At 59.8% G+C, this 24,507-nt stretch carries 22 protein-coding genes; 12 read left to right on the top strand and 10 right to left on the bottom strand.

Going from position 1 to position 24,507, the window contains the following annotated elements; genetic code table 11:
• Positions 1-92 precede the first annotated feature (92 nt).
• A complete protein-coding gene (locus H7H48_RS04295; RefSeq protein WP_229447554.1) occupies positions 93-782 on the bottom strand; it encodes an HAD family phosphatase in 690 nt (229 codons plus the stop codon).
• A gap of 99 nt (positions 783-881) precedes the next feature.
• Positions 882-2,534, bottom strand: a complete 1,653-nt coding sequence (locus tag H7H48_RS04290) for a VWA domain-containing protein (protein WP_229447553.1) — start codon at positions 2,532-2,534, stop codon at positions 882-884.
• Positions 2,535-2,677: 143 nt separating this feature from the next.
• On the opposite strand from H7H48_RS04290, the gene H7H48_RS04285 reads away from it, so the two are divergent.
• Entirely contained in the window at positions 2,678-3,811 is a 1,134-nt protein-coding gene (locus H7H48_RS04285) for a site-specific DNA-methyltransferase (protein ID WP_229447552.1), read from the top strand.
• Between the two features lie 114 nt (positions 3,812-3,925).
• On the opposite strand, the gene H7H48_RS04280 is transcribed toward H7H48_RS04285, so the two are convergent.
• Both H7H48_RS04280 and mutY read right to left on the bottom strand, forming a co-directional pair.
• Entirely contained in the window at positions 3,926-4,537 is a 612-nt protein-coding gene (locus H7H48_RS04280) for an HAD family phosphatase (protein ID WP_229447551.1), read from the bottom strand.
• Positions 4,538-4,543: 6 nt separating this feature from the next.
• Positions 4,544-5,662 carry an A/G-specific adenine glycosylase gene (mutY, locus tag H7H48_RS04275; protein ID WP_229447550.1) on the bottom strand — a complete coding sequence of 373 codons (1,119 nt, stop codon included), beginning with the start codon at positions 5,660-5,662 and terminating at the stop codon, positions 4,544-4,546.
• Positions 5,663-5,712: 50 nt separating this feature from the next.
• On the opposite strand from mutY, the gene H7H48_RS04270 reads away from it, so the two are divergent.
• The 4 genes from H7H48_RS04270 (at position 5,713) to smc (ending at position 10,910) form a co-directional block, all read left to right on the top strand.
• On the top strand, positions 5,713-6,210 hold the full coding sequence (locus tag H7H48_RS04270) for a DUF721 domain-containing protein (RefSeq protein WP_229447549.1): 498 nt from the start codon (positions 5,713-5,715) through the stop codon (positions 6,208-6,210).
• A 127-nt stretch (positions 6,211-6,337) separates the two neighbouring features.
• Entirely contained in the window at positions 6,338-7,048 is a 711-nt protein-coding gene (locus H7H48_RS04265; protein WP_229447548.1) for a DsbA family protein, read from the top strand.
• Between the two features lie 22 nt (positions 7,049-7,070).
• On the top strand, positions 7,071-7,439 hold the full coding sequence (locus H7H48_RS04260) for a thioredoxin domain-containing protein (protein ID WP_229447547.1): 369 nt from the start codon (positions 7,071-7,073) through the stop codon (positions 7,437-7,439).
• Positions 7,440-7,451: 12 nt separating this feature from the next.
• Entirely contained in the window at positions 7,452-10,910 is a 3,459-nt protein-coding gene (gene smc, locus H7H48_RS04255; RefSeq protein WP_229447546.1) for a chromosome segregation protein SMC, read from the top strand.
• Between the two features lie 71 nt (positions 10,911-10,981).
• Here smc and H7H48_RS04250 read toward each other — a convergent pair whose 3' ends face one another.
• Positions 10,982-11,326, bottom strand: coding sequence for a VOC family protein (locus H7H48_RS04250; protein ID WP_229447545.1), 345 nt, complete (start codon positions 11,324-11,326; stop codon positions 10,982-10,984).
• 125 nt (positions 11,327-11,451) lie between these two features.
• Between H7H48_RS04250 and H7H48_RS04245 the strand changes: the two genes are divergently transcribed.
• Positions 11,452-11,913, top strand: coding sequence for a DUF1810 domain-containing protein (locus H7H48_RS04245; protein ID WP_229447544.1), 462 nt, complete (start codon positions 11,452-11,454; stop codon positions 11,911-11,913).
• Here H7H48_RS04245 and H7H48_RS04240 read toward each other — a convergent pair.
• Positions 11,879-12,901 (bottom strand): AraC family transcriptional regulator, encoded by a 1,023-nt coding sequence (locus tag H7H48_RS04240; protein WP_229447543.1) that lies wholly within the window; start codon positions 12,899-12,901, stop codon positions 11,879-11,881. The genes H7H48_RS04245 and H7H48_RS04240 overlap by 35 nt on opposite strands.
• Positions 12,902-12,990: 89 nt before the next feature.
• On the opposite strand from H7H48_RS04240, the gene H7H48_RS04235 reads away from it, so the two are divergent.
• Both H7H48_RS04235 and ppdK read left to right on the top strand, forming a co-directional pair.
• Complete coding sequence (locus tag H7H48_RS04235; RefSeq protein ID WP_229447542.1) at positions 12,991-14,190, top strand: MFS transporter; 1,200 nt, start codon at positions 12,991-12,993, stop codon at positions 14,188-14,190.
• A gap of 239 nt (positions 14,191-14,429) precedes the next feature.
• Positions 14,430-17,105 carry a pyruvate, phosphate dikinase gene (gene ppdK, locus H7H48_RS04230; protein WP_229447541.1) on the top strand — a complete coding sequence of 892 codons (2,676 nt, stop codon included), beginning with the start codon at positions 14,430-14,432 and terminating at the stop codon, positions 17,103-17,105.
• Here the strand turns inward: ppdK and H7H48_RS04225 are convergent.
• Together H7H48_RS04225 and H7H48_RS04220 are read right to left on the bottom strand one after the other, a co-directional pair.
• Positions 17,102-17,515 (bottom strand): DUF427 domain-containing protein, encoded by a 414-nt coding sequence (locus tag H7H48_RS04225; protein ID WP_370633304.1) that lies wholly within the window; start codon positions 17,513-17,515, stop codon positions 17,102-17,104. The two genes, ppdK and H7H48_RS04225, sit on opposite strands and share 4 nt — an antisense overlap.
• Before the next feature lie 56 nt (positions 17,516-17,571).
• Complete coding sequence (locus H7H48_RS04220; protein WP_229447540.1) at positions 17,572-17,934, bottom strand: hypothetical protein; 363 nt, start codon at positions 17,932-17,934, stop codon at positions 17,572-17,574.
• Positions 17,935-18,212: 278 nt separating this feature from the next.
• On the opposite strand from H7H48_RS04220, the gene H7H48_RS04215 reads away from it, so the two are divergent.
• Positions 18,213-18,992, top strand: a complete 780-nt coding sequence (locus tag H7H48_RS04215) for a DUF1499 domain-containing protein (protein WP_229447539.1) — start codon at positions 18,213-18,215, stop codon at positions 18,990-18,992.
• Between the two features lie 12 nt (positions 18,993-19,004).
• Here H7H48_RS04215 and H7H48_RS04210 read toward each other — a convergent pair whose 3' ends face one another.
• Positions 19,005-19,910: an MBL fold metallo-hydrolase gene (locus H7H48_RS04210; RefSeq protein ID WP_229447538.1), complete on the bottom strand. Its 906-nt coding sequence runs from the start codon at positions 19,908-19,910 to the stop codon at positions 19,005-19,007.
• A 127-nt stretch (positions 19,911-20,037) separates the two neighbouring features.
• On the opposite strand from H7H48_RS04210, the gene H7H48_RS04205 reads away from it, so the two are divergent.
• The 3 genes from H7H48_RS04205 (at position 20,038) to H7H48_RS04195 (ending at position 22,978) form a co-directional block, all read left to right on the top strand.
• On the top strand, positions 20,038-20,643 hold the full coding sequence (locus tag H7H48_RS04205) for a biotin transporter BioY (RefSeq protein ID WP_229447537.1): 606 nt from the start codon (positions 20,038-20,040) through the stop codon (positions 20,641-20,643).
• A gap of 83 nt (positions 20,644-20,726) precedes the next feature.
• Positions 20,727-21,716, top strand: coding sequence for a UDP-glucose 4-epimerase GalE (gene galE / locus H7H48_RS04200; protein ID WP_229447536.1), 990 nt, complete (start codon positions 20,727-20,729; stop codon positions 21,714-21,716).
• On the top strand, positions 21,713-22,978 hold the full coding sequence (locus tag H7H48_RS04195; RefSeq protein ID WP_229447535.1) for an O-antigen ligase: 1,266 nt from the start codon (positions 21,713-21,715) through the stop codon (positions 22,976-22,978). Before galE ends, H7H48_RS04195 begins: the two co-directional genes overlap by 4 nt.
• 48 nt (positions 22,979-23,026) lie before the next feature.
• Here H7H48_RS04195 and H7H48_RS04190 read toward each other — a convergent pair whose 3' ends face one another.
• A complete protein-coding gene (locus H7H48_RS04190) occupies positions 23,027-24,433 on the bottom strand; it encodes a mannose-1-phosphate guanylyltransferase/mannose-6-phosphate isomerase (RefSeq protein ID WP_229447534.1) in 1,407 nt (468 codons plus the stop codon).
• Positions 24,434-24,507: the final 74 nt, after the last annotated feature.

Here is a 24,507-nt window from a genome sequence, read left to right as displayed (position 1 = left end):
GTTGAATAGGAAACGGGTGCGCCTATTCGCTGATTCTTAAAGAAAATCAGACGTTTATAACGGGTTCCTGAATCGCCGTGACCGATGGAATATCAGGCGTTCTCGCTCCACTCCGACAAGGCTTCGAGAACACCGCTGAGATCCTGATGACGATGAATGACCGTCTCTGCTCCAGCCTCCATCAGGAGGTCTGCATGCCCGGGCTGAATGTGTGAACCGCCGGTGAACCCGATGACGCGCATGCCGGCAGCTCTCGCGCCGGCAATACCATGCACCGAATCTTCAATGACGAAACAGCGTCCCGGGGAGGCATTCATCTTCTCGGCGGCATAAAGGAAAACGTCCGGCGCAGGCTTGGGCCGACCGGTGGGCGTTTCCAGAGAAGAATAGATGTGATCCTTGAAAAAGGGCAGGAGCCGTGTGCGGGACAGCATCGCCTCCACCCGTTCATGGCTAGAATTCGAACAGACGCATTTCGGCACGGTGACAGCAGCGACCGCGTCATGCACACCGTCCAGAGCTTTCACTTCCTTTCGCACTTTCTTGTCGACTTCGCTCTCGGCGCGATCGATCAGCGTGGCCTGGAGGGGCGCGTCAGCATTTTCCTCGATGGAGAGAAGAATGTCCTTGAAGGTGAGGCCGGCATAGCGGCTTGCCAACTCTTCCGGTGTGATCGCGAACCCTGCGTCAGTCAGCACCTTGGCCTCGACGCGCGAAGCAATGATTTCCGAATCAACAAGAACGCCATCGCAATCGAAGATGACAAGTTCGGGAGCTGGCATGGCAAGACCTGTTCTGATGTGGGGGCTGAAGGATGCGAGGAGGGGGCATAGCCGTTATGCCGCCCCAAGACAACTCCGTGCACACCATGCCTGAGGCTCTTATTCGATGACAACCTCCGTACGCTCGCCTGCAGTCACGGTCGCCTTCCGGCTCTCTTCGGCCCTGTCACCTTCATAGCGTACGCGCACCTCGTATTCGCCCGGGTGCAAGGTCTCCTGAGCTTCCACGTTATACTCGCCGCTCAGGTTCTTCTGATTGCCCTGAAGGTCCTTCTTACCTTCCAGAAAATCGATTCTGTATGCGCCGGGAGCAGAGACGGCCAGGACGCCGGCGTTGATGTTGACGGTCGCTTCGGTGCGTTCGCCGGCCTTGACGCTGATGGGCGTCATAGCCTCGGCCTTTCCAAGCCGTGCATAAAGCATGTAATCGCCGGGTGGAACGTCCATACCCTGCTTGCCTGGTCCATATTGGCCTTCCAGAGTTTTGCGTTCGCCATTGATGTTGGCCTTGGCATCCTGGACTTCGAAGCGGATTTCGCTGCCTTCGACATCCGGACCTCCTTCCGTGTAGACAGCAAAGGGCACGACAAGTCCCGAACCAATGATCAGATCGAGAGTGAGCGTTTCGCCGGCTGCAAGTTCGTGGTTCTCCTCGACCGTGGCCTTGCCGATCCGCCCGGTGACCTTGATGGAGCCAGCCCTGGCCCAAACACGGGTCTTGCCGTAGCCGCCATCCTTGGTGTCGTCGAAATGCACATCGACACGCGCACTCTGGTCGGCCTGGGTGTCCTCCGGAGTGCGTTTGGGAGTAATTTCCACGAGGCCGGCATCAAGCACGGCAATGACATCTGTCGTCTTATCGGCGGTCAGTTCCACATCGGTCTCGAAATTGATGCGGCCAAGCCTCGCTTTTGCGCGATAGGCACCGGGAGGAACGTTGGCCGCGAACACGCCGCGATAGCCGCCTGCGGCGCTGCGATCCGCCGGTTGGCCATTCTCGCCGAGCGGAATGAAGTCCCAGCGCACTTCCGAATTGTCGGTCATGTCCGGGCCATCCGGCGAAAGCCGGGCGATTCCGCGCACATTGAACTCGACAGCAGCCGGTTGCGGCTTTGGCTCGGGCTTTGGATCAGGTGCCTTCGCGACTGTGGTTTCGAGCGCTTCGGCAAGTTGCCCGGCATCATCGGCCTTGAGATAAAGGCCACCGGTGTTTTCTGCCAGGCAGGCCACTTGCTGACCCTCTTCCTCCGACAGGCCAAAGCCGACGACATGGGCTGTAAAGTCAACGCCCGCGGCTTCCAGCTCCCGGCCAAGAGCGCAGGGATCCGCGTTACAGGTCTCCAGGCCATCAGTGACAAGGATCACGGTGGCCGGATTTTCTTCGATGCGCAGTTCCTCTGCTGCCTTTCGGACAGCATCCGTGAGGGGTGTTTTTCCTTTCGGGTTCAGATTGTCGGCGAAATCAGCGACAGCGCCCGCCGTGCCTGTTGCGGGCGAAATGGCGATCTCGATGTCGGAACAGGAACCTTTTTCCCGGTGCCCGTAGGCCACGAGGCCAAGCTCGGTATCCTGCGGCAGCGTGCCCATGACCTTGCGCAGCGTGTCACGCGCGATCTCGATCTTTGTCGTCCCGTCAATCTGCCCCCACATGGAGCCGGAACCGTCCAGGACGATGATTGTCTTGCCCGCGGCCATTGCAGGAAGGGCAAAGAGCAAGGCTGCGAGAACGCTCAACAAGCGGGTGCGGATCATGCCGGATCTCCGTGGATGAAACTTGACGTAAGGGAAGATTGCACAGCTTCGCATGAGCCGCAAATCCGCTGCGCCCTTACGGAATATTTACCATCTTCCGTAACCATAACGGCAGGTAAACAGTCCGAGTTAGAGGTCAGTCCATGTCCGCCGTGCGTCGTATCGATGAGCTTGCACCCGAACCGAAAAAAGCCGAATGGCTCGATACGATCATCAAGGGGGACTGTGTCGCCGCACTTGACCGTCTTCCGGAAAAATCGGTCGATGTGATCTTTGCCGATCCACCCTACAATCTGCAGCTTGGCGGGGATCTTCACCGTCCTGACCAGTCGCGCGTCGATGCGGTTGACGATGACTGGGACCAGTTCGACAGTTTCGCTGCCTATGACGCCTTCACCCGGGCATGGATGCTGGCAGCGCGTCGCGTCTTGAAACCGAACGGCACGATCTGGGTGATCGGCTCCTATCACAACATTTTTCGGGTCGGCACGGTGATGCAGGACCTGGGTTACTGGCTGCTCAACGACATTGTCTGGCGCAAGACGAACCCGATGCCAAATTTTCGCGGGCGGCGGTTCCAAAACGCGCATGAGACGATGATCTGGGCCTCGCGCGACAAGTCTTCGAAGGGTTACACCTTCAATTACGAAGCTCTGAAGGCCTCCAACGACGACGTGCAGATGCGCTCCGACTGGCTTTTCCCGATTTGCACGGGCAAGGAGCGGCTGAAGAACGAGGATGGTAGCAAGCTGCATCCCACACAGAAACCGGAAGCGCTGCTTGCGCGGGTGATGATGGCCTCAACCAAACCGGGCGACGTGGTGCTTGATCCGTTTTTCGGTTCGGGCACGACCGGGGCAGTCGCCAAGCGGCTTGGTCGACATTTTGTCGGCATTGAACGGCAGGACGACTACATAAAGGCGGCAAGCGCCCGGATAGCCGCGATCGAGCCGCTGGACGATATGGATCTCGCCCAGATGCAGGGAAAGCGCGCCGCGCCGCGCGTCGCTTTCGGCAGCCTTCTGGAAGCAGGCCTCATGCAGCCGGGCACACGGTTGCATGATTCCAAGCGCCGGTGGACGGCCAATGTCCGGGCTGACGGTACGATTGCCATTGGAGACGAGGCCGGTTCGATCCACCGGATCGGTGCCCGCGTTCAGGGCCTGGAAGCCTGCAATGGCTGGACCTTCTGGCATTTTGAAGAAAAGGGTAGCCTCAAGCCGATCGACAGCCTGCGCCAGATCATGCGGGAGAACATGCAAGGCGTTGCCGCCTGAGCGTGATATTGAAACGGCTCCGGCGACATGTCCCGGAGCCATGAAACGCGTGATCAATCAACGGAGTAAAGCGCTTTCATGAATCAATGCATGATTCGAAAGCGCCTGTGTTTCTCAAACGGAGAAGCCGAAGCGGGCGAGGTCATTGCGCAGCTTCTCCGCGCCTGTGAAATGAACGGCCTGCCAGCCCGCATTTCTTGCGCCTTCCACATTTTTCTCGCTGTCGTCGATGAAGAGTGTCGCTGCCGGTTCCAGATCGAAACTCTCGACATGGGTGTCGTAAATCGCGCGGTCCGGCTTGATGAGCCCGATTTCACCTGAAACGGTGACGCCGCGTGGTCTGTTGAGGAAGGCAAAACGCCTGCGCGCCTCGACAAATGTGTCGGCGGCGAAATTGGTCAACATCGTCACATCGTGGCCTTCATCGATCAGCGTCTCGAGGATGGCGACCGAATCGTCATAGGCATGTGGCACCATTTCGTGCCAGTGGCGGCGAAAACCACGAATGTTCTCTTCCTCAAGGGGGTGCTCGGCAATGAGCAGCGCTTCGGCTTCTTCCCAGGTGCGCCCGCGATCCTGTTCCACATTCCAGTCGCCGGTGCAGACATTCTCCAGAAACCAGCGGCGCCGATCATCGTCAGGGATCAGGTGGCGGTAGGGAATTTCCGGGTCGTAGTGGATCAGCACCCGACCGATGTCGAATACGATGTGTCGAATGTCGCTCATGCGGTTTTATCCTTTGCGGCGTTTCTTCGTGGCTCCAGGTATCGCAGCCTCGATGACCTTTTTCATGACAGTGGGCAGTGCCTCATGTGGAAGGGCGCTGGGGGGAGACCACCAGCCATCACCCGGCGAAGCGTCGTCCGGCAGGTTGGCTTTGAAAACACAAAGCTCAAGCGCAAAATGCGTAAAGACATGGCGGATCGATCCGGTTGCATGCCACGCGGCGGGGAAGGGAGCGGCGGATATGTCTGTGATGCCATCCTGCCGCGCCGTCCAGTCGCTGCCGGGGACCTCAGCCATCCCGCCCAAAAGGCCAGAAGAGGGACGCTTTCGCAGAAGCACGGAGCCATCGGGACGCATGGCGACGAAAGCTGCGCCGACGCGCATGGGTTTCTCGCTCTTCGGCGCCTTGACCGGAAAATGCTCGGCAATGCCTTCGCGCCGCGCCACGCAGCCCGCGACGATGGGGCAAACCACGCAAGCAGGCTTGCGCGGTGTGCAGATGGTTGCCCCGAGATCCATCATGGCCTGGGCGAAATCGCCCGGCCGGTCATGCGGCATGGCTTTCGCGACCAAAGCGCGGATCTCGCGTTTCGCTTGCGGCAGCGGCGTCTCTATCGCGTGAAGACGCGTGATGACGCGCTCGATATTGCCGTCGACCACGGCGGCAGGTTGGTTGAAGGCGATCGCGGCAATAGCGGCGGCGGTGTAGTCGCCGATGCCGGGAAGGGTCTTGAGACCGGCCTCCGTATCGGGAAAACGTCCGGCATATTCGGTCGCGACGGTTTCCGCACATTTCTTCAGATTGCGGGCGCGCGAATAATAGCCAAGACCCGCCCACGCTTTCATCACATCGTCGGCATCAGCGGCGGCAAGAGCCTCGACTGTCGGCCAGGCATCGGTAAAGACTTCGAAATAGCGCTTGACCGCGCCGACGGTGGTCTGTTGAAGCATGACCTCCGAAAGCCAGACGCGGTAGGGATCGGGCAGCACGCCGAGTCTGGTTTCGTCCGGTGGGGTGCGCCAGGGCAGGCTCCTGTGATGGCGATCATACCATGCGAGCAGCGGGAGCGAATAATCGGTCGAGAAAGACTGTGCGTCGGTGACCGACGCTGCCCTGCGTGCCATACTGGAGCGAAACTCATTATGCGTTGCGGATCAATTCGAGATTTCATGTCATGACAGGGAAGAGGCAATCGGGCAATCCCGTCGCTGTCAGCGATCTTGCCACTGGCATTCTCGATCCGGTGATGCGCAAGCGTGCCGGCCTTTCCGTTGAGCTTGTTCAGTGCTGGGGCGACATCGTGGGTGAGAGACTGGCGCTCAGCACGCGACCCGAAAAGCTTGCCTGGCCGCGGCGCCGGCACGAGGATGATCCGTTTGAACCAGCCACACTGGTGATTGCCTGCGAAGGGGCGGCTGCCCTGCGCCTGCAGCACGAGACGGGCGAGGTGATCGCCAGGGTGAATGCTTTTCTTGGCTTTGCGGCTGTCGGGCGCATCAAAATCGTGCAAAAGCCCGTGGCGCAGCCGCAGACGCGCCGCACACCGGCCATGCGTCCGCTCACCGGATCAGAGACCGCGCGGATCGATGCGCTGGTCGCCGGGGTCGAGGACGAGGGCTTGCGTCTATCGTTGCAGAAGCTCGGTGCGAGCATTCTTGGCCGACGAAAATGAACGCCGATCACCAAAACGTGATAGAACGCTTGCTTCAGAAAAACACGCCCTTGACCCAAATTCGCCCGAAACGCCCGCTTTGTGGCGGTATCGCAGGTAACATCCCAAGACGAACAGGTGAGATTTCATGTCCGAACTGATCCAGCGCCGCAAACTCCTTCTTTCCATGGCCGCCTTGCCGGTGCTCGGGCTTGGGCTGGCCGCGTGCACCGAAGGCAATGCCGAAGCGGATGCGGGGACTCCGGCCACCGACCCCGTCACCACGGCCGCCGTCGAGGCTCCGCCTTCAAGCGGAACGGTGGACATGGAGAAGCTTCTTGAAGAGGGGGCGCTGGAGGAGAAGGTTCTTGGCGATGAAAATGCGCCGGTGACGATTGTCGAATATGCTTCGATGACCTGCAGTCACTGCGCCACATTTCACACCCGCACCTATCCGGAACTGAAGAAGAAATATATCGAGACGGGCAAGGTGCGTTTTATCTTGCGCGAATTTCCGTTTGATCCGCGCGCCGAAGCGGGCTTCATGTTGGCGCGTTGCTCCGATGACAAATATTTCGCCATGGTTGATGTGCTCTTCAAGCAGCAGAACAACTGGGCGCCCGTGCAGGACGCGCAGTCGGCTCTTTTGAAGATCTCCAAGCTTGCCGGCTTCACACAGGAAAGCTTTGAGGCCTGTTTGACCGATCAGGAGCTTTTGAACAAGGTTCGCGCTGTGCGTACGCGCGGTGCCAGCGATTTTGGCGTCGATGCGACGCCGACCTTCTTTATCAACGGAAAGAAGTATTCCGGCGCCATGTCGATCGAGGAAATCTCGGCGGTCATTGACGGGATGCTCTGACGCAGGCTGGGAAGTGACCGAGATGATTGACACCACCGGTTTTTGCCGGTGGTGTCGTGCGTTTTGTGGTCCGGACAGAGCTCTTGGAGACATGCGCGGGTCGCGCAAGGCGATGCGGTGCGAGGCCTCTATCCTGTTGAAAACCGCTCTATATGTGGGTTTCTCGCCAGAGAATATTGAAGCTTGCTTGACGGGCCGTAAGCTTCCAGATGAAGTCAGGGCCATGCGCAATGGGGGGTTGGAGCGTCCGGAAAGTGAGGCTGTTCCAACATTCTTCATCAACGGGATGAAGCACTCGGGAGCCGTATCGATTGAACAAATGTCGGCGATCATCGACGGCATGCTTGAGCGGGCGACGCGTTTGCCTGCCGCTTTCGTGCGCGCCGGATAAGGTGCTGCCGGCATGAAGTTCACCAAGCTGCGCCTTCTGGGGTTTAAGTCCTTCGTCGAGCCGAGCGAGTTTGTGATCGAGAACGGGCTGACGGGCGTTGTCGGTCCCAATGGCTGCGGCAAATCCAATCTGGTGGAAGCGTTGCGCTGGGTGATGGGCGAAAGCTCGTACAAGAACATGCGCGCCTCCGGTATGGATGATGTCATCTTTTCCGGTTCCGGTACGCGCCCGGCGCGAAACACCGCCGAGGTGACGCTGTTTCTCGACAATGCCGATCGCACAGCACCAGCCGCGTTCAACGACGCGGACGAGTTGCAGGTCTCGCGCCGGATCGAGCGCGAGGCGGGGTCCGTCTACCGGATCAACGGCAAGGAGGCGCGCGCGCGTGATGTGCAGCTTCTTTTCGCTGATCAGTCGACCGGCGCACGCTCGCCTTCCATGGTGGGGCAGGGGCGGATTGGCGAATTGATCCAGGCAAAACCGCAGGCGCGCCGTGCGCTTCTGGAAGAAGCAGCCGGCATATCAGGGCTTCATTCCCGCCGTCACGAAGCGGAATTGCGGCTGCGTGCTGCCGAACAAAATCTTGAACGGCTCGACGATGTGGTGAGTGAGCTCGACAGCCAGATCGAAAGCCTCAAACGCCAGGCGCGTCAGGCTTCGCGCTTCAAGAAGCTTTCCGCGGAAGTGCGCAAGGCTGAAGCGATCCTGTTGCACTTGCGCTGGTCGTCCGCCAAGGCGCAGGAGGCCGAGGCCCAAAGCGCGCTGTCACAGGCGACAGCCCTGGTGGGGGAAAATGCCAGCGGCCAGATGGAAGCGGCCAAGGCTCAGGCCGTCGGTGCACACAAGCTTCCTGCATTGCGCGATGCCGAAGCGGCTGCCGCCGCCGCCCTTCAAAGGCTGACGATCGCCCGCACACAGGTTGAGGAAGAAGCCAAGCGCATTGAAGCGCGCACACAGGAACTGAAGAAACGCATCGACCAGTTAAATGCCGATGTGGCGCGCGAAGAGCAGATGGTGCGCGACAATGCCGACGCGTTGGCGCGGCTGGCGGAAGAGGAAGAGGCGCTCAAAGAAGCCGAAGACGGTGCTGAAGGGCGTGAAGCCGAATTGCAGAGTGTCTTTGAAGAGGTTTCTTCAGACCTCACGAGTGCCGAGGATTTGCTCTCACGGCTGACGGCTGAGAAGGCTGAGGTTTCTGCCAGTCGCCAACAGGCTGAGCGGGCCATCCGCGAGCAGGCCGAGCGCCGTGACCGGCTTGCGCGGCAGATTGCCAATATGGATGCGGAACTATCGGAAATCGCCAGCCGGATAGCCGGACTGCCGGACCCGGCCGAAAAACGCATGCTGGTTGAGGAAGCGGCCGAGCGCCTTGAACTGGCTGAAGCGGCTGTCGGCGAAAGCGAAGAGCGCGTTGCAGCCGCCCGCGAGGCCGAGCAGGCCGCCCGCACCCCCCTGCAGGAAGCACGGGCCGAGCTTGGTCGTGTGGAAACAGAAGCGCAAACCCTGCGCAAGATTTTGAATGCCGGCGGGGCGGACCTGTTCCCGGCGGTTCTGGAACAATTGCGCGTTGAGCGCGGGTTCGAGACGGCGCTCGGTGCCGCACTGGGCGAAGACCTCGATGTGCCGCTCGATAGTGCCGCGCCTGTCTATTGGGGGCCTTCGGAGATCGCCTCGGATGACCCGGCCCTTCCCGAGGGTATCCCGGCACTGGCCTCTGTGGTGAAAGCACCTGCACAGCTGGCGCGTCGCCTTGCACAGATTGGCGTTGTGGACGCCGCGGATGGGCCCCGGCTTCAGAAAATGCTGAAGCCTGGTCAACGTTTGGTCGCGCGGGACGGGGCTTTGTGGCGCTGGGACGGGTATCGCGCCAGCGCCGATGCGCCGACAGCAGCAGCGCAGAGACTGGCGCAGAAGAATCGCCTCTCCGAGCTCGATGGAGAGGTGATTGAGGCGACCGCGCGGCTTCGCGCTGCCGAGACCGCGCTCAATGACGCCGAGCAAGGCGTGAAGAGTGCGGTGGAAGGCGAACGCCGCGCGCGCGAAGAAGCGCGTGAAGCGCAGGCCGCGCTCAGCCGTGCGCGCGACGCGTTGGCAAGTGCCGAGAAGGCGGCTGGTGAGCTTTCAAGCCGGCGCATGAGCCTCGAAGAGGCGCGGGGCCGGGTGGTCGAGGACCATGAAGAGGCTGTGGCTGCGACAATGGCGGCGGAAGAAGCGCTTGAAGGCGCGCCGGACCTCACGGAATTGCAGGCTCGGCTTGAGCGCCAGTCTGCCGAGGTCTCCGCCAAACGTGCAGCTGTGGCCGAGGCGCGCGCTGCCTATGAAGGCTTGCGGCGCGAAGCGGAAGCCCGCCGGCGCCGACTTGAGGCGATCGCTGCAGAGCGGCGGAGCTGGCAGTCGCGTGCGGAAAATGCCGACCGTCACACGGAAGCTCTACTCCAGCGGCGCGCCGACACGGAAGCCGAACTGGAGGAGCTCGCTGAAGCACCCGAAGAGATAGAGGCGCGTGGTCGTTCGCTGCTTTCCGAGATTGCAAAGGCTGAGGCGGTGCGCAGGCAAGCCGCAGACACGCTGCAGGAAGCTGAGAACCGTCAGGCGGAGCTGGACAAGCGTGCGACCGAGAGCATTCAGGCGCTTTCTTCCGCACGCGAGGCCAGAGCCCGTGCTGAAGAACGTGTGACGGCAGCCGAGGAGCGACGCAAGGAGGCCGAAGCCCGTATTCAGGAAGTGTTGAATGTTCCGCCCCACAAGGTCCTGGCGATGGCCGAGCTGGAGCCTGACGAGGCCATGCCGGAGATCGCGGAAGTGGAACGCCGGCTGGAACGGCTGAAGATGGAGCGCGAACGGCTCGGCGCGGTCAATCTGCGCGCCGAGGAAGAACAGACCGAGCTGACGGAACGCCACGGCACGATCGTCGCCGAGCGGGAAGACGTGATCGAAGCCATTCGCAAACTGCGCCACGCGATCCAGAACCTGAACAGGGAAGGGCGCGAGCGCCTGCTGGCCGCCTTCGATGTGGTCAATGAACAGTTCCAGCGACTGTTCACGCATCTCTTCGGCGGCGGTACGGCAGAACTGCAACTGATCGAATCCGACGACCCGCTCGAGGCGGGGCTCGAAATTCTTGCCCGCCCTCCGGGCAAGCGTCCTCAGACCATGACGCTCCTGTCGGGTGGTGAGCAGGCTTTGACTGCGATGGCGCTGATTTTTGCTGTCTTTCTAACCAATCCCGCCCCGATCTGTGTGCTGGACGAGGTGGACGCGCCGCTCGACGATCACAATGTCGAGCGCTTCTGCAATCTCATGGACGAGATGGCGGCATCAACGGACACACGCTTCGTGGTCATAACCCACAATCCCATCACCATGGCCCGTATGAACCGGCTCTTCGGGGTCACCATGGCCGAGCAGGGCGTCAGCCAACTCGTCTCGGTCGATCTGCAGACTGCCGAGCGCCTGCGCGAGGCCGGCTAACATCTCTCTCCGCAAGAAAATTTCATCGAGACCGTGCCCGCTCTTCACCGGTCGTTCGGTTTTCGACGCGCTCATGTCTCGCTCCAAACCGCCAATTCATTGCCCGCCGGATCCGTAAAATGGAAGCGGCGGCCTCCGGGAAACGAGAAGATCGGTTTCACGATCTTGCCGCCTGCGTCCTCGACCGACTTGAGAGTGGCCTCGAGGTTTTCGGAAAACAGCACGGGTAGCGGTTTATGGTTGCCCTCCGGATTGCCGTCGAAACCGCCATCCAAACCTTCGCTGAAAGCCGAGTAGCCGGGCCCATAGTCGGTAAACGACCAGGAAAAGGCATTGGCATAAAAGGCCTTTACGCTGTCGATGCTCCCGCCGCCGGCGGGCATTTCGATATAATCCAGTTTTCCGGTCTTGCGCATGGCTCTCTCCAGTGTTCTTATTTTGTTCTATTTGACGTCTGAACTTTTTGCAAGGCCAGAGCGTATAACTTGGTGTGAAATAGGGTTCATAGTGGTCGTGCAATCAAGTGTGCGGGAGGGCTGAGATGGCGATGGATCCGTTCAATCTGCAGCGTTTCACCGAGGCACAGGCGGGTGTTTTTGAGACCGCGCTCCGGGAATTGCGTTCTGGCCGCAAGCAAACCCACTGGATGTGGTTTGTGTTTCCACAGCTGCGTGGTCTTGGCCGGTCGCGGAACGCGACCTATTACGGCATTTCCTCCCTGGAGGAAGCACGCGCTTATCTTGCGCATCCGCTTTTGGGGCCGCGCCTGCAGGAGGCGACTAGGGTGATGTTGAAGGCACCTGGCCAGTCTCTGGCAGCTATTCTTGGACATCCTGACGATCAGAAATTCTGCTCGTGCATGACACTCTTTGCGTTGGTCTCGCGAGAGCGGGACGCCCCTTTTTCCTCGGCACTCGCCCGGTGGTGCGGTGGAGCGATGGATGAGGCAACGCTCCGCCTTACAGTGTCTACGGAGCCGGAGCGGAAGCTTGACGATCCGTAGCGGCAGGGCGTGATCGGGGCTGCGCGACGCGCACGGCACCAGGCGGTTTTCCTATGATGCGCTTGAAAGCGCGGCTGAACGCGGCCTGGGATCCATATCCCAAGCGTTGAGCGGCCGTCTCTATGGGCATGCCTTCACGGCTGATCCACTGCGCGGCAAGCCGCATTCTCAGTTCTGTCAGATATCGGACTGGTGTCATGCCCGTGACGGCCTGAAACCGGTCTGCGAAGACGGAGCGGGAACTGCCCATCTGTGCTGCCAGTTCTGCCACCGTCCAGTCGCGGCCGGGATCGCGGTGAAGGGCTGCAATGACACGCCCCAGACGTGGATCGCGCAACGCTGCCACCCAGCCGCTGGTGCCGCCGCAGCCACACTCCACCCATGCCCGCACGATGAAGGCTGAAACCACGTCTGCGAGCCGGGCAAGAATGCCTGCAAAGCCGGCGCGGTCTTCTTTCGCTTCGCGCTCCATAGCATCAAGAATCGGAAGGATTTCCGGGTAGCGCTCCAGCAATGTGTTGACGCGCATGACGTCCGGCATAAGGGAAACGAGCGGATGCATGCTCCCCAGATCGAACTCCATGCAGCCCGAGAAGATGAGGACATCGGAAGACTGGTCTCGCTCATTCGAACGGGCCACGATCTCACTGACGTCCCTGCACAGCGCTTTGGGCTGAAACTCTGTGATGCACTGACACTTGAGCTTCGTATCAGAAACAAGAGAATGCTCGCCACCGCGCGGTAGGAGAACCGCATCGCCTGTATCCAGAGCATGAATAGCCTCACCGGGGCCGCGCAGATGCACCGGACCTCGGCCCACGAAATGAAATTGAGCGCGCCCCTCGATGGCGGGAAACCGAAGGCCGAAAGGGGGAGAGACCTGGGTACGATTGTATTCGAGCCCATACAGCCGCATCCCCATCAATAGATCGCTGACCAGATCGGGATTGGTGTGCATTGATGAATTTTCGGCGTTTCGATCAAGCATTTCGGATTTTCTGGCATGGTACGTCCGGAAAGTCCAGTCTATTTCTTTTGCACTGCACAACAGTTTTTGCATTTTGAAAGGAATGACAGATGGACGATGTCCCGCAGTGGACCGGGGCCCAGGCAAGTCGGTCGCCAGCCTGGGGAGCGGTGATTTCCATGGCACTTGGCGTGTTTGGATTGGTAACGGCGGAGTTTCTGCCCGCAAGCCTTTTAACGCCCATGGCCCAGGAACTGGAGGTGTCGGAAGGGATGGCCGGTCAGGCGGTGACAGCCACGGCCGTGGTGGCGCTGATAACGAGCCTGCTGGTTTCGGCTGCCACGCGCAACATCGACAGGCGGCATGTTCTGCTCGGCTTCACTGTATTGCTGATGGCTTCAAATCTCATGGTAGCGTTTGCGCCCAACATCACGGTTCTGCTTGTTGGGAGGGTTCTGCTCGGAATCGGTCTGGGAGGGTTCTGGACCATGTCGACGGCGGTCGCCATGCGGCTGGTGCCGGATGCTCTGGTGCCGAGGGCGCTGTCGATGATCGTCAGCGGCGTGGCCGCGGCCACCATTATTGCCGCACCTGTGGGCAGTTATGTAGGTGATCTGTTCGGCTGGCGCAGTGTCTTTCTGCTGGGCACCGGGCTGGGGGTCATCACCTTCGTGGTCCAGTTTGCCACGCTGCCGGCCATGGCTCCCAATTCCGCAACCCGGCTGCGTACGCTGCTTGATGTTTTGGTGCGCCCAGGGGTTGGGTTGGGCCTCTTGTCGGCAATGCTGGTCTTCGCCGGCCACTTCGCGTTTTTCACCTATATCCGGCCGCATCTGGAAAACATCACGGAGGCGAGCATTACGGCGGTCTCCGGAATGTTGCTGGGCTTCGGCCTTGCCAATTTCCTGGGCTCATTGTTCGGCGGTTTTCTGGTCGAGCGGAGTTTGCGGCGTACGTTGATGACCGTGCCGCTTGTTTTGAGCATTCTAGGCTTTGGGCTGATCTCGGTTGGATCCACGCCTGTGGCGAGTGCTGTGATGATCGCACTATGGGGTCTCGCGTTCGGCGCTGTTCCGGTTGGCTGGTCCACCTGGTTGGCACGCACCGTACCCGATCAGGCGGAAAGTGCCGGTGGTCTGCTGGTGGCTGCCATCCAGCTTGCGATCGCCCTTGGCGCAGCCGGCGGTGGGTTGATCTTCGACACCAGCGGCGCACAGGGCGTGTTCAGTGCGGCAAGCATAGTGCTGTTTCTGGCGGCGGTGATGATCTTTGTCGGAGTTCGCCCCCGGTCAGTAATAGCCACGGCCTGATCTCGCATCAGTGCGGTCCAGTGGAGGCGGCGGGCTATCGCCGCCTCGCATCGTGCGAGAGGCTCTGCTGCTTCACCTGGATCTGGCTGGTTGAGAAAAAAATTTCTCTTCAATCGATAAAGCGGCGGATGGCGCGGAAGCCGGCCTTGCCTTGGCGCGCGCTGCCGCTTAACGCTGCGTCCCGTGGCCGGTGCAAAAAGGTTCCAGCGCCGGCAAATCGACCGGAAGGGGAAGGCAGCATGACCAAGTGGGTCTATGTGTTTGGCGATGGACGTGCCGAAGGCAGCGCGGGCGACAAAAATCTGCTCGGCGGCAAAGGCGCAAATCTGGCGGAAATGTGCAGCCTGGGGCTGCCGGTGCCGCCCGGCTTTACGATCACCACCGAACTCTGCTCCCACTATTATGCCAATGGCCGCACCTATCCGGACGAACTGAAAACTCAAGTTGAAGCGGCTCTTGAAGAGGTTGGCCGGGTGGCCGGTCGCCGTTTCGGCGATGCGCGCCAACCGCTTCTGGTTTCCGTTCGCTCAGGCGCTCGTGCTTCGATGCCTGGAATGATGGACACGGTGCTCAATCTCGGCCTCAACGATGCAACGGTTGAGGCAATTGCGGCGGAGGCTGGTGATGCACGCTTTGCCTATGACAGCTATCGCCGGTTCATCCAGATGTACTGCAATGTGGTCCTCGGACTCGATCATGATGTCTTCGAGGAAATTCTCGAAGAGGAGAAAGCGCGGCTCGGCTATGAGGTCGATACGGAGTTTTCGGCTGAAGACTGGCAGAACGTGATCGCGCTCTACAAGGGGCGGATCGAGACCGAACTCGGTGCGCCGTTTCCGCAGGATCCGCACGAGCAGCTTTGGGGCGCGGTCGGCGCAGTGTTCTCATCATGGATGAACCCGCGCGCGGTGACGTATCGCCGGCTGCACGACATTCCCGAAAGCTGGGGTACGGCGGTGAACGTGCAGGCCATGGTGTTTGGCAACCGGGGTGAGGATTCGGCAACGGGCGTGGCGTTCACGCGTGATCCCTCCACTGGCGAAAAGGCGCTCTATGGCGAATTTCTCGTCAATGCGCAGGGCGAAGACGTGGTGGCCGGCATCCGCACGCCGCAAAACATCACCGAAGCGGCAAGGCTCGCCGCCGGCTCTGACAAACCCTCGCTCGAAAAACTGATGCCGGAGGCGTTCGCAGCCTTCATCCAGATCGCCGACACGCTCGAGCGGCATTATCGCGACATGCAGGATCTGGAATTCACCATCGAGCGCGGCAAATTATGGATGCTGCAGACCCGTTCGGGAAAACGCACGGCCAGTGCGGCTCTCAAGGTCGCGGTCGACATGGCCAATGAGGGACTCATCACGAAAGAGGAGGCGGTGGCGCGCATCGATGCGGCGTCTCTCGACCAGCTTCTCCATCCCACCATCGACCCCTCCGCCCCGCGCGACATCATCGGCATGGGCCTGCCGGCCTCTCCTGGAGCTGCCACCGGCGAGATCGTGTTTTCTTCGGAAGCTGCCGAGGAAGCGAAGGCCGAAGGCCGCAGGGTGATCCTGGTGCGGGTGGAAACGAGCCCCGAAGACATTCACGGCATGCATGCCGCAGAAGGCATTTTGACCACGCGTGGTGGCATGACGAGCCACGCGGCGGTGGTCGCGCGCGGTATGGGAAAGCCCTGTGTCTCAGGCGCCGGCTCCCTGCGCGTGGACCATAAGAAAGGTGTGCTTCTGGCCATGGGGCAGACGCTCAAGACTGGCGACACCATCACCATTGATGGCGCGACAGGACAGGTTCTGAAAGGCTCGGTTCCTATGCTGCAGCCGGAGCTCTCGGGCGATTTCTCCACCATCATGGGGTGGGCGGACGAGGTGCGGCGCATGCGGGTGCGCGCCAATGCCGAAACGCCGGCTGATGCTCGCACCGCAAGATCCTTCGGGGCGGAGGGCATCGGTCTTTGCCGCACCGAACACATGTTCTTTGACGATGGCCGCATCCTCGCGATGCGCGAGATGATCCTCGCCGACAGCGAGATCGATCGCCGGGCGGCACTCGCCAAGCTGCTGCCCATGCAGCGGTCGGACTTCATTGAAATCTTCGAGGTGATGGCCGGGCTGCCTGTCACCATCCGCCTGCTCGACCCGCCACTGCACGAGTTCCTGCCCAAAACCGAGGAAGAAATCGCCGAGGTGGCAGAGGCAATGGGGGTTTCGGCTGAGAGATTGCGCCAGCGAACCGAAGCGCTGCATGAATTCAATCCGATGCTCGGCCATCGCGGCTGCCGGCTTGCGATTTCCTACCCGGAAATTGCGGAGATGCAGGCACGCGCGATTTTCGAGGCGGCTGCAGATGCGGCCGAAAAGGCCGGTAAGCCTGTGGTGCCTGAGATCATGGTGCCGCTCGTGGGCATCTCTGCCGAGTTGACCTTCGTGAAGGATCGCGTCGATGCGGTCGCGAACACGGTCATGGAAGAGCGAGGCGTGACGTTCGATTATCTCGTGGGGACAATGATCGAATTGCCGCGAGCTGCTCTCAGGGCGGATGAAATTGCCGCCAGCGCGGAATTCTTTTCTTTCGGGACCAACGATCTTACCCAAACCACGTTCGGCATTTCCCGAGACGATGCGGCCTCATTCCTGGAGACCTATCGTGCACGCGGTATCATCGAGCAGGATCCGTTCGTTTCTCTGGACGTCGACGGTGTTGGTGAACTGGTGCGGATTGCCTCCGCAAAGGGGCGGGAGGCTCGTTCTGATATCAAGCTCGGCATCTGTGGTGAACACGGGGGAGATCCCGCTTCGATCCGCTTCTGTGAGAGCGTGGGGCTCGATTACGTATCTTGCTCGCCTTTCCGCGTCCCCATTGCCAGACTGGCTGCAGCTCAGGCTGCGATCAGCGAAGCCCGGGCCAGCGCCTAGCTCTCTTCAATATCAACGAGCTCGGCGTAAAATGCGCCGTGCTCCTTGATTTCCAAGGCTTCGTCATAGGGATCTTGGTAAGCCCACATGATATCGCCGCCCGGTTCTCCGGCGCCGGACAACCGCCAATAGGTGGCATCGCCCTTGTAGGGGCAGTGGGTCCTGGTGCGGGTTTGCTCGAGGCGCGCAAAATTGATGTCCGCGAATGGAATGTAGAGCACGTCCGGACACCCGCTCTCTCGTAGAATTTTCGCAGCCTCCGTCTTTGCAATTTCGAGGCCATCGGCCTTGACGGAAATCGTCTTCTTTTGAGGTGCAATGGTCATGCGCTTTTTGGGATTGCGCAAGAAACCGGGGGCCGGGTTTTCTTTATCAGTCATGACGTTCACTCCGTTGTGGAGGGAACGCAACGGTTTTCTGCCGGTTCCTCTCCAAGGAGTAACACCTTGTTACGCGATGTGCGGCATTACTGCACGCCATCCAGTGTTGTCATCAAACCAGCATAGGCGGTGACGATCCGAGCCACCGGCAATTCACTTGTCTCAATGTCTTCGATCTCGAGCGAGCCGCTGCCTGTCCTCTGCACCACAAGAGCATAGGCAGGATCTCCATGCTCCTCCAGAACGACAGCGGCAACCCAGTCGCAATCGTTCATTCCATCAAGCCGCATGTGAAAAAGCATACGCCCGTTGGTCTGATCCAATGCCTTTTGCACAGCACCTTGGAAACCGAGATCGACGAAATCCTGATGCTTGAGAGCAAGTTCGAGCTCGACCAGCTCGAGCGAGCTTGAGGCGGTTTTATCGTGTTCTGGAAGCACTGTTTGCATGGTGGACCCTCACAACTTTCATCCACGCACTCCCTCCGCCCGTTTCATTCTGCTGGTCAGCATGGCCGGAATGTGGCGTGTTATCCTTATAGAAGGAAACGCTGAGGCGAGCAGAACGTTGCATACCACCAGGCAATTCATGGAAGCTGAATCAGTTTCGCAGCCTAACGGTGCAAGAGACTGAAACCTCAAGGAATATACGCGAAGCGCATTTCCCGCCGGCGAGCATTGCGTTAAGAGGACCTATCCTTAGCCGCAAGACATGCGTGGTCCGTCATATGAACGCAATTCTGGTACCGCAACGAGCACCGGCAGCTCCGTGGAGCCGTAGATTTGCGACATTTGCTGCAGTGCTCCTTGCAGTGTCGGGAGCAGGACACCGGTTCGCTCTGGTCGAAACCGTGCCGTTTTTCTGGCTGCTGGGGTTGAGTGGAGTGCTTGCCTTTATCGGCCTCGCGCTTGGCGTGATCGCTCTGGTCCAGATATGGGAGCACGGTTCATCGGGTGCCTCCATCGCCGGCGCCGGTATATTGATCGCAGCCATTGCGCTCATCCCCTATGGAGTCTCGGCTCTCCGTCTCATCGGGCATCCAAGACTGATCGACATTTCCACCGACCTTGAAAACCCTCCAGAAATGCCACTGGCGGCGGCAGCCCGGAGTGCTTCAATGAACCCCATTGCGGAATTCAATTTGGAGGCTCGTGCGCTTCAGGAAGAAGGATATCCTGAAGTCACCGGGCGCCGGTATGAACATACGGCTGACAAGGTGCTCGAGGTGGTCCGTTCCATGATGCAGGAGAGAGGCTGGCAGCCCCGCGGGGCGGAGGGCCAGGAGTTGGCCGGCGGCAGCATCACCCTGGAGGGGGTGGCTTACTCTTTCATTCTGGGATTTCCGGCAGATGTCGCGATCCGCATAGACGACGATCAAACGGCCACATTCGTCGATATGCGCTCCGCTTCGCGCTACGCACGTCACGACCTGGGGGACAACGCTGCACGCATTCAGCGGTTTCTCAGAGAGCTGGATGAAAGAATGGCCTTGCTGGCCGCGGTTTAGCCAGAAACGTCACTAGCCGGGCAAATAGACGGCGTCGATAGACGGCGCTGTTTCCGTCGTCACAGCGCCACGCGCGACAAGGTCTTCCAGATGGGCGAGCACCGAAAGTGCCGCGGCTCCATGTAGCCTGGGGTCCGTGTCGCGGTAAATGGCAGCGACCATTTCCGGTATCGTTCGGTCACCGCGCGTGATGCGATCCAGAATGGCGCGCTCGCGCATTTTGCGGTGAGCCTTCAGGCCACGCATGAAACGTTGCGGATTTTTCACTCTGCTGCCATGGCCAGGAAAAAACACCGTGTCGTCACGCGCTAGCAGGCGGTCAAGCGAGGCCATGTAATCCGACATTGCGCCATCGGGGGGCGCGACGATGGAGGTCGCCCAAGCCATTACATGATCGGCGGAGAAGAGAATGCCGGTGTTTTCCAGCGCAAACGCGGCGTGATTGGCTGCATGGCCGGGTGTATGAATGGCGCGAATACCCCAATTTTCGCCTTCGACAAGTTCATCGTCGGCGAGCGCGTGATCCGGTACAAAATCCGTATCTGCACTTGCGTCAAGTGGATTGGTCTCACCGATTCTCAATGGTCTGGCGGCCCGGTGCGGGCCTTCTGCACAGACAAGCGCACCGGTTTCGCGCGCAAGACTGACGGCGAGCGGCGAGTGGTCCCGGTGCGTATGGCTGACGAAGATATGGCTTACCGGCCTTCCATCAATGGCCTTGAGAAGTGCCCTCAAATGAGCGTCGTCCTCGGGGCCCGGATCGATAACGGCGAGGGTGGATTTCCCCACGATATAGCTGTTTGTACCATGGAAGGTAAAAGCACTGGGATTGTTGACCGTGACGCGCAAAACATCCGGAGCCACCTGGATTGCCTCGCCATAGGCGGGATCGAAGCGCGTTTCAAATTCGAGAGCCATTGGCAGATTGTCCGGAAACGGTGATGACTGCACGGTGCGAAGCCGCATTCAGGTTGCCGCATATCATGGAAGCTTCTATAGGAGAAGGAACGCGCATTATTTCGCAAAGAGCCTGAACGGAGGAGCCATGTCGCTCGCTATCGCCTCAAAATCCCTCGTTTCGCGGAGCCTTCCGCACAATGCCACGCAGCGTCTGATCACGCAGCTTTTCCTCGCGATTGGCGCAACGGTGATTCTCGCACTCTCGGCAAAGACCCGTGTCGTTCTTGGGCCCGTCGATCTTTCTCTTCAGACATTGGCTGTGCTCGTCATTGGCGCGACGTTCGGCATGCGCCTCGGCGTGGCGACGCTTCTCCTCTACATGGCTGAAGGTGCCATGGGGCTCCCGGTATTCCAGGGGACGCCCGAAAAGGGGATCGGCTTTGCCTACATGATGGGGCCGACCGGCGGTTATCTGCTCGGATTCGTGGCAATGGCGGCAATCGCCGGATGGGCCGCCGACCGCGGCTGGGACCGCAATCCGTTGAAGCTTGGCGGTGCAATGCTGGTGGCGGAAGTCGTAATGATGACTCTCGGTTTTGTCTGGCTTGCCGGCTTGATCGGTGCAGACAAGGCCTGGCAGTTCGGCGTCGCGCCGTTCATCCTGCCTGACCTGATCAAGGTTGCCCTGGCCGCCTGCTTCCTGCCAGCAGCATGGGCGTTGCTGCGTGGTCTGGGGAGTCCTGACCGCTAAGCCCTTGAGACTTCGCTGACAAAGAAATCTGTTTGTGTCGGGCCGGATGGTGATGTCTGGCCCGATTTCTTGAGGGGATGGGAATGAGTGTATTGGTCACCGGCGGTGCCGGTTACATCGGCAGCCACATGGTCTGGGAACTGTTGGATCATGGGGAAGAGGTTGTCGTTCTTGACCGTCTGAGCACCGGCTTCGATTGGGCGGTGGCAGGAGCTGCGACCCTGGTTGTCGGGGACATTGCCGACCAGGAGCTGGTGGAGAATGTCATTCGCGAGCACGATGTCGATTCGATCATCCATTTCGCCGGATCTATCATCGTACCGGAATCCGTGTCGGATCCTCTGGGCTACTACCTCAACAATACGGTAAAGTCCCGCAGCTTGATCGAGAGTGCAGTACGATGCGGTGTGCGGCACTTCATCTTTTCTTCCACCGCAGCCGTCTACGGCAGCCCGAAACATTTTCCTGTAGGCGAAGACACGGAACTGCGGCCGGAATCTCCCTACGGCACGTCGAAAATGATGACCGAATTGATGTTGCGCGATTGTGCGGCTGCTTATGATTTCGACTACACGGTGCTGCGTTATTTCAACGTGTCAGGAGCGGATCCCGACCAGCGCACGGGTCAATCCACCAAGGGCGCGACCCACCTGATCAAGGTTGCGTGCGAGACGGCCACGGGCAAGCGCGACCACATGGAAGTGTTTGGCACGGACTATGATACGCCGGATGGGACCTGCGTTCGCGATTACATTCATGTTTCTGATCTCGTGAACGCACACTATCTTGCGCTCAAGCGCATGCGTGAGGGGAAAGGTAGCCTCGTCGCCAATTGCGGTTACGGAAACGGTTATTCGGTGCTCGAAGTCATCAATGCGGTAAAGGATGTGGCCCGGAAGGATTTTGAGGTGCGTGTTTCAGGGCGCCGGCCGGGCGACGCAGTGGCGATTGTCGCTGAAGCCGAGCGATGCAGGCGAGAGCTGGACTGGAAGCCACGCTTCGATGATCTGAACACAATCGTGGAGCATGCGCTCAACTGGGAAGCAAAACTCGCCAAACGGAACCGGGAATGACATATCGCGGGATCAATCGACTCTTCACCCTGGCCGTGTTTGCCATGCCGCCGGTCGTGGGGTCGGTTGCCAGCGTCGTTTGGCACGGCGGCGCACTCTGGTGCGCCTTTGAAGTTCTTTCCGGCCGGCGCCGTTTGAGCCCGGACACCGCGATGCGGTGGATCGCGCTTTTGATGCTGGTATATGTTGCCGCCAATCTCATTGCGTTTCTTGCCAATGAGCCGACGCCGGGCATGGCATACAAGCTTTTGCCTCTCGCCACTTTTCTTCTGTTTCCCTTCTCCTACTCGGTCTGGACCATATCGGACAGGGAAGAGGTTGCTCATGCGTTTCTTGCCGGCTGTGCGCTGGCGAGTTTCGGCGCGCTGCTGCTGGCGCTTGTCCAATACATCTTTCTGGACATGCGAGCCGAGGGGGGCGCTGGAAATGCACTCGTGTTCGCCGATGTGGCCTGTCTGGCCGGGCTTTCTTGCCTGGCGGGAGCGCTTGCTTTCGAAAATCGGCGTCCTCTATTGCTCAGCGTTGCTTTTATTGCAGCTTTCGCCGCCGTGACCTTGTCTGGTTCACGCTCGGTATGGGTGTTGATGATCATCCTCACGCTGGTTCAGCTCTTTATTTTCCGGCGTTTTGTGGCGAGCCTGCTAAAGGGACGGATTCTCGCGCTTGCAGGGCTCGTCATCGTAATCGCCGTTCTGGCTTCCGGCCTCATCCTGGACCGGTTCGAAACGCTCTGGCACAATGTGGAGAGGCTGACAGAGGGGGGATATTACAACACCTCTGTTGGTCTGCGCGTCGCGCTTTGGAAAACGGGAGCGCAGCTTTTCGCAGAAAGCCCGGTTTTTGGGCATGGGATGCAGAATGTGACGGCGCTCATTCATCAGCGGCTGGCTGACGACTTCGGACTGAAGGTAGGCTTCACGCATTTTCACAATGGATTTCTCACCATCGTGGTCGAGTCGGGCATCGTGGCCGGCTGCGCGATCCTCGCCATGTTTGCGTTGATTGCCGTTTTGGCTGTCCGTTGTTTGACCCACGGGCGGGATAGATCGGCACGGCTGGGTGCAACCCTGCTTTTGATGCTGGTGGTCGTCTATGCCGGTGGAGGAAGCGTGAACCTCATTTTCGGCCACGACATTCTCGATACGGTTTTCATGATGTTCCTGATTATCGGGCTCTTTCTGGCGAACGGAACCTCGCGTCTTGCAGACGAACAGCAGGAGCGGGAGAACAGGGCGTTTGCCGGGCCGGAGAACCGCCTCTGATCATAAGCGGCAGTTCTTCCCTTCCCTCCTTCGGACCACGCCGCTCCTTCAGGTGCGGCCGTATCGATCTTCCAGGCGAATGATGTCGTCCTCGCCAAGATAGGAGCCCGACTGCACCTCGATCAGTTCCAGCGGGATCTTGCCCGGGTTTTCCAGCGCATGGATTTCACCCAGCGGAATATAGGTCGACTGGTTCTCGGTCAGCATGATGGTCTCGTCGCCCTTCAGAACCCTTGCCGTTCCCCGCACCACGACCCAGTGTTCGGCCCGATGGTGGTGCTTTTGGACCGAAAGTTTCGCCCCTGGCTTCACAGTGATCCGCTTGACCTGATAGCGGTTGCCGAAATCGATGGAATCATAGTCGCCCCAGGGCCTGTAGACCCGTCGGTGATCCACATGCTCGGTGCGGTTTGCCGCCTTCAGCTGTCCGACGATCTCCTTGACGTTCTGCACCGCATCGCGCCTGGCGACGAGAACGGCGTCCGCCGTCTCGACCACAACCAGATCTTCCACGCCGACGAGCGCAACGAGGCGTTTCTGGGCGGAGACGATCGAGTTTTTGGAGGCAACCTGCAACACGTCGCCGATCAAGGCATTTCCGTTGGCGTCTTTGTCCTGCGCCTCCCATATGGCAGACCATGAGCCGATGTCGTTCCAGCCGGCATCAAGCGGGACCACAGCCGCTCTGTCGGTCTTTTCCATCACCGCATAGTCAATGGAATCGGCCGGACAGGCCTCGAACGCCTCGCGTGCTGGCCGGAGGAAATAGTCATCGCTCTCTACACCCGCCATGGCTGCCTTGCAGGCATCAAGAATGGCCGGAGCATGGGCGCGCATCTCCTCCAGATATGTGCTGGCCCGGAACATGAACATGCCGCTGTTCCAGTCGTAGCCCCCATCTTTCAGATAGGCTTGCGCGGTGACGCGATCGGGCTTTTCCTCGAAACCAGAAACGACAAATCCGGTCTCGCCGATCTTTTCGCCGCGACGGATATAGCCGAAACCGGTTTCGGGACTGGTCGGCACGATGCCGAATGTCACCAGCCGGCCCTCTCGGGCCAAAGTTTCGGCCTTGGCGACGCCTTCACGGAATGCGGACAGGTTCTGAATAAGATGATCGGCGGGCATGACAAGAAGCAGCGGGTCTTCCCCCGTCGCCGTCGCCTGTAAGGCGGCCAGGGTGATGGCCGGTGCGGTGTTGCGGCCCACCGGTTCAAGCAGAATAGAAGCCTTTTCAATGCCGGCCTGCCTGAGCTGCTCTGCCGCGAGAAAACGGTGCTCTTCATTGCAGACCGTGAGCGGTGCAGCACAATCGAGGCCAACAAGCCGCGCCATGGTCTGCTGCAACATGGTGGTATCACCGACCAGCGTGCAGAACTGCTTGGGATAGTGTTCGCGCGAAACCGGCCACAGCCGCGTTCCCATTCCGCCCGCCATGATCACCGGTACAAACATCAATCCACCCCGCCATCATCGTATCAAACGTGTTTCCATGACCGTGAACCGGTGAAACGTCTTCGCCGTTTCAG

Source organism: Nitratireductor sp. B36 (genome assembly GCF_020833685.1).
In the GTDB taxonomy this organism is placed as follows: domain Bacteria; phylum Pseudomonadota; class Alphaproteobacteria; order Rhizobiales; family Rhizobiaceae; genus Nitratireductor.
Note: the sequence above shows the minus strand (reverse complement) of the source record. Positions and strands in the feature narration are given on the sequence as shown.

Bases quoted from the DNA above. Each gene is read 5' to 3' on its own strand.
- H7H48_RS04295 (WP_229447554.1), bottom strand. From the start codon at position 782: ATGCCAGCTCCCGAACTTGTCATCTTCGATTGCGATGGCGTTCTTGTT.
- H7H48_RS04290 (WP_229447553.1), bottom strand. From the start codon at position 2,534: ATGATCCGCACCCGCTTGTTGAGCGTTCTCGCAGCCTTGCTCTTTGCC.
- H7H48_RS04285 (WP_229447552.1), top strand. From the start codon at position 2,678: ATGTCCGCCGTGCGTCGTATCGATGAGCTTGCACCCGAACCGAAAAAA.
- H7H48_RS04280 (WP_229447551.1), bottom strand. From the start codon at position 4,537: ATGAGCGACATTCGACACATCGTATTCGACATCGGTCGGGTGCTGATC.
- mutY (WP_229447550.1), bottom strand. From the start codon at position 5,662: ATGGCACGCAGGGCAGCGTCGGTCACCGACGCACAGTCTTTCTCGACC.
- H7H48_RS04270 (WP_229447549.1), top strand. From the start codon at position 5,713: ATGACAGGGAAGAGGCAATCGGGCAATCCCGTCGCTGTCAGCGATCTT.
- H7H48_RS04265 (WP_229447548.1), top strand. From the start codon at position 6,338: ATGTCCGAACTGATCCAGCGCCGCAAACTCCTTCTTTCCATGGCCGCC.
- H7H48_RS04260 (WP_229447547.1), top strand. From the start codon at position 7,071: ATGATTGACACCACCGGTTTTTGCCGGTGGTGTCGTGCGTTTTGTGGT.
- smc (WP_229447546.1), top strand. From the start codon at position 7,452: ATGAAGTTCACCAAGCTGCGCCTTCTGGGGTTTAAGTCCTTCGTCGAG.
- H7H48_RS04250 (WP_229447545.1), bottom strand. From the start codon at position 11,326: ATGCGCAAGACCGGAAAACTGGATTATATCGAAATGCCCGCCGGCGGC.
- H7H48_RS04245 (WP_229447544.1), top strand. From the start codon at position 11,452: ATGGCGATGGATCCGTTCAATCTGCAGCGTTTCACCGAGGCACAGGCG.
- H7H48_RS04240 (WP_229447543.1), bottom strand. From the start codon at position 12,901: ATGCTTGATCGAAACGCCGAAAATTCATCAATGCACACCAATCCCGAT.
- H7H48_RS04235 (WP_229447542.1), top strand. From the start codon at position 12,991: ATGGACGATGTCCCGCAGTGGACCGGGGCCCAGGCAAGTCGGTCGCCA.
- ppdK (WP_229447541.1), top strand. From the start codon at position 14,430: ATGACCAAGTGGGTCTATGTGTTTGGCGATGGACGTGCCGAAGGCAGC.
- H7H48_RS04220 (WP_229447540.1), bottom strand. From the start codon at position 17,934: ATGCAAACAGTGCTTCCAGAACACGATAAAACCGCCTCAAGCTCGCTC.
- H7H48_RS04215 (WP_229447539.1), top strand. From the start codon at position 18,213: ATGAACGCAATTCTGGTACCGCAACGAGCACCGGCAGCTCCGTGGAGC.
- H7H48_RS04210 (WP_229447538.1), bottom strand. From the start codon at position 19,910: ATGGCTCTCGAATTTGAAACGCGCTTCGATCCCGCCTATGGCGAGGCA.
- H7H48_RS04205 (WP_229447537.1), top strand. From the start codon at position 20,038: ATGTCGCTCGCTATCGCCTCAAAATCCCTCGTTTCGCGGAGCCTTCCG.
- galE (WP_229447536.1), top strand. From the start codon at position 20,727: ATGAGTGTATTGGTCACCGGCGGTGCCGGTTACATCGGCAGCCACATG.
- H7H48_RS04195 (WP_229447535.1), top strand. From the start codon at position 21,713: ATGACATATCGCGGGATCAATCGACTCTTCACCCTGGCCGTGTTTGCC.
- H7H48_RS04190 (WP_229447534.1), bottom strand. From the start codon at position 24,433: ATGTTTGTACCGGTGATCATGGCGGGCGGAATGGGAACGCGGCTGTGG.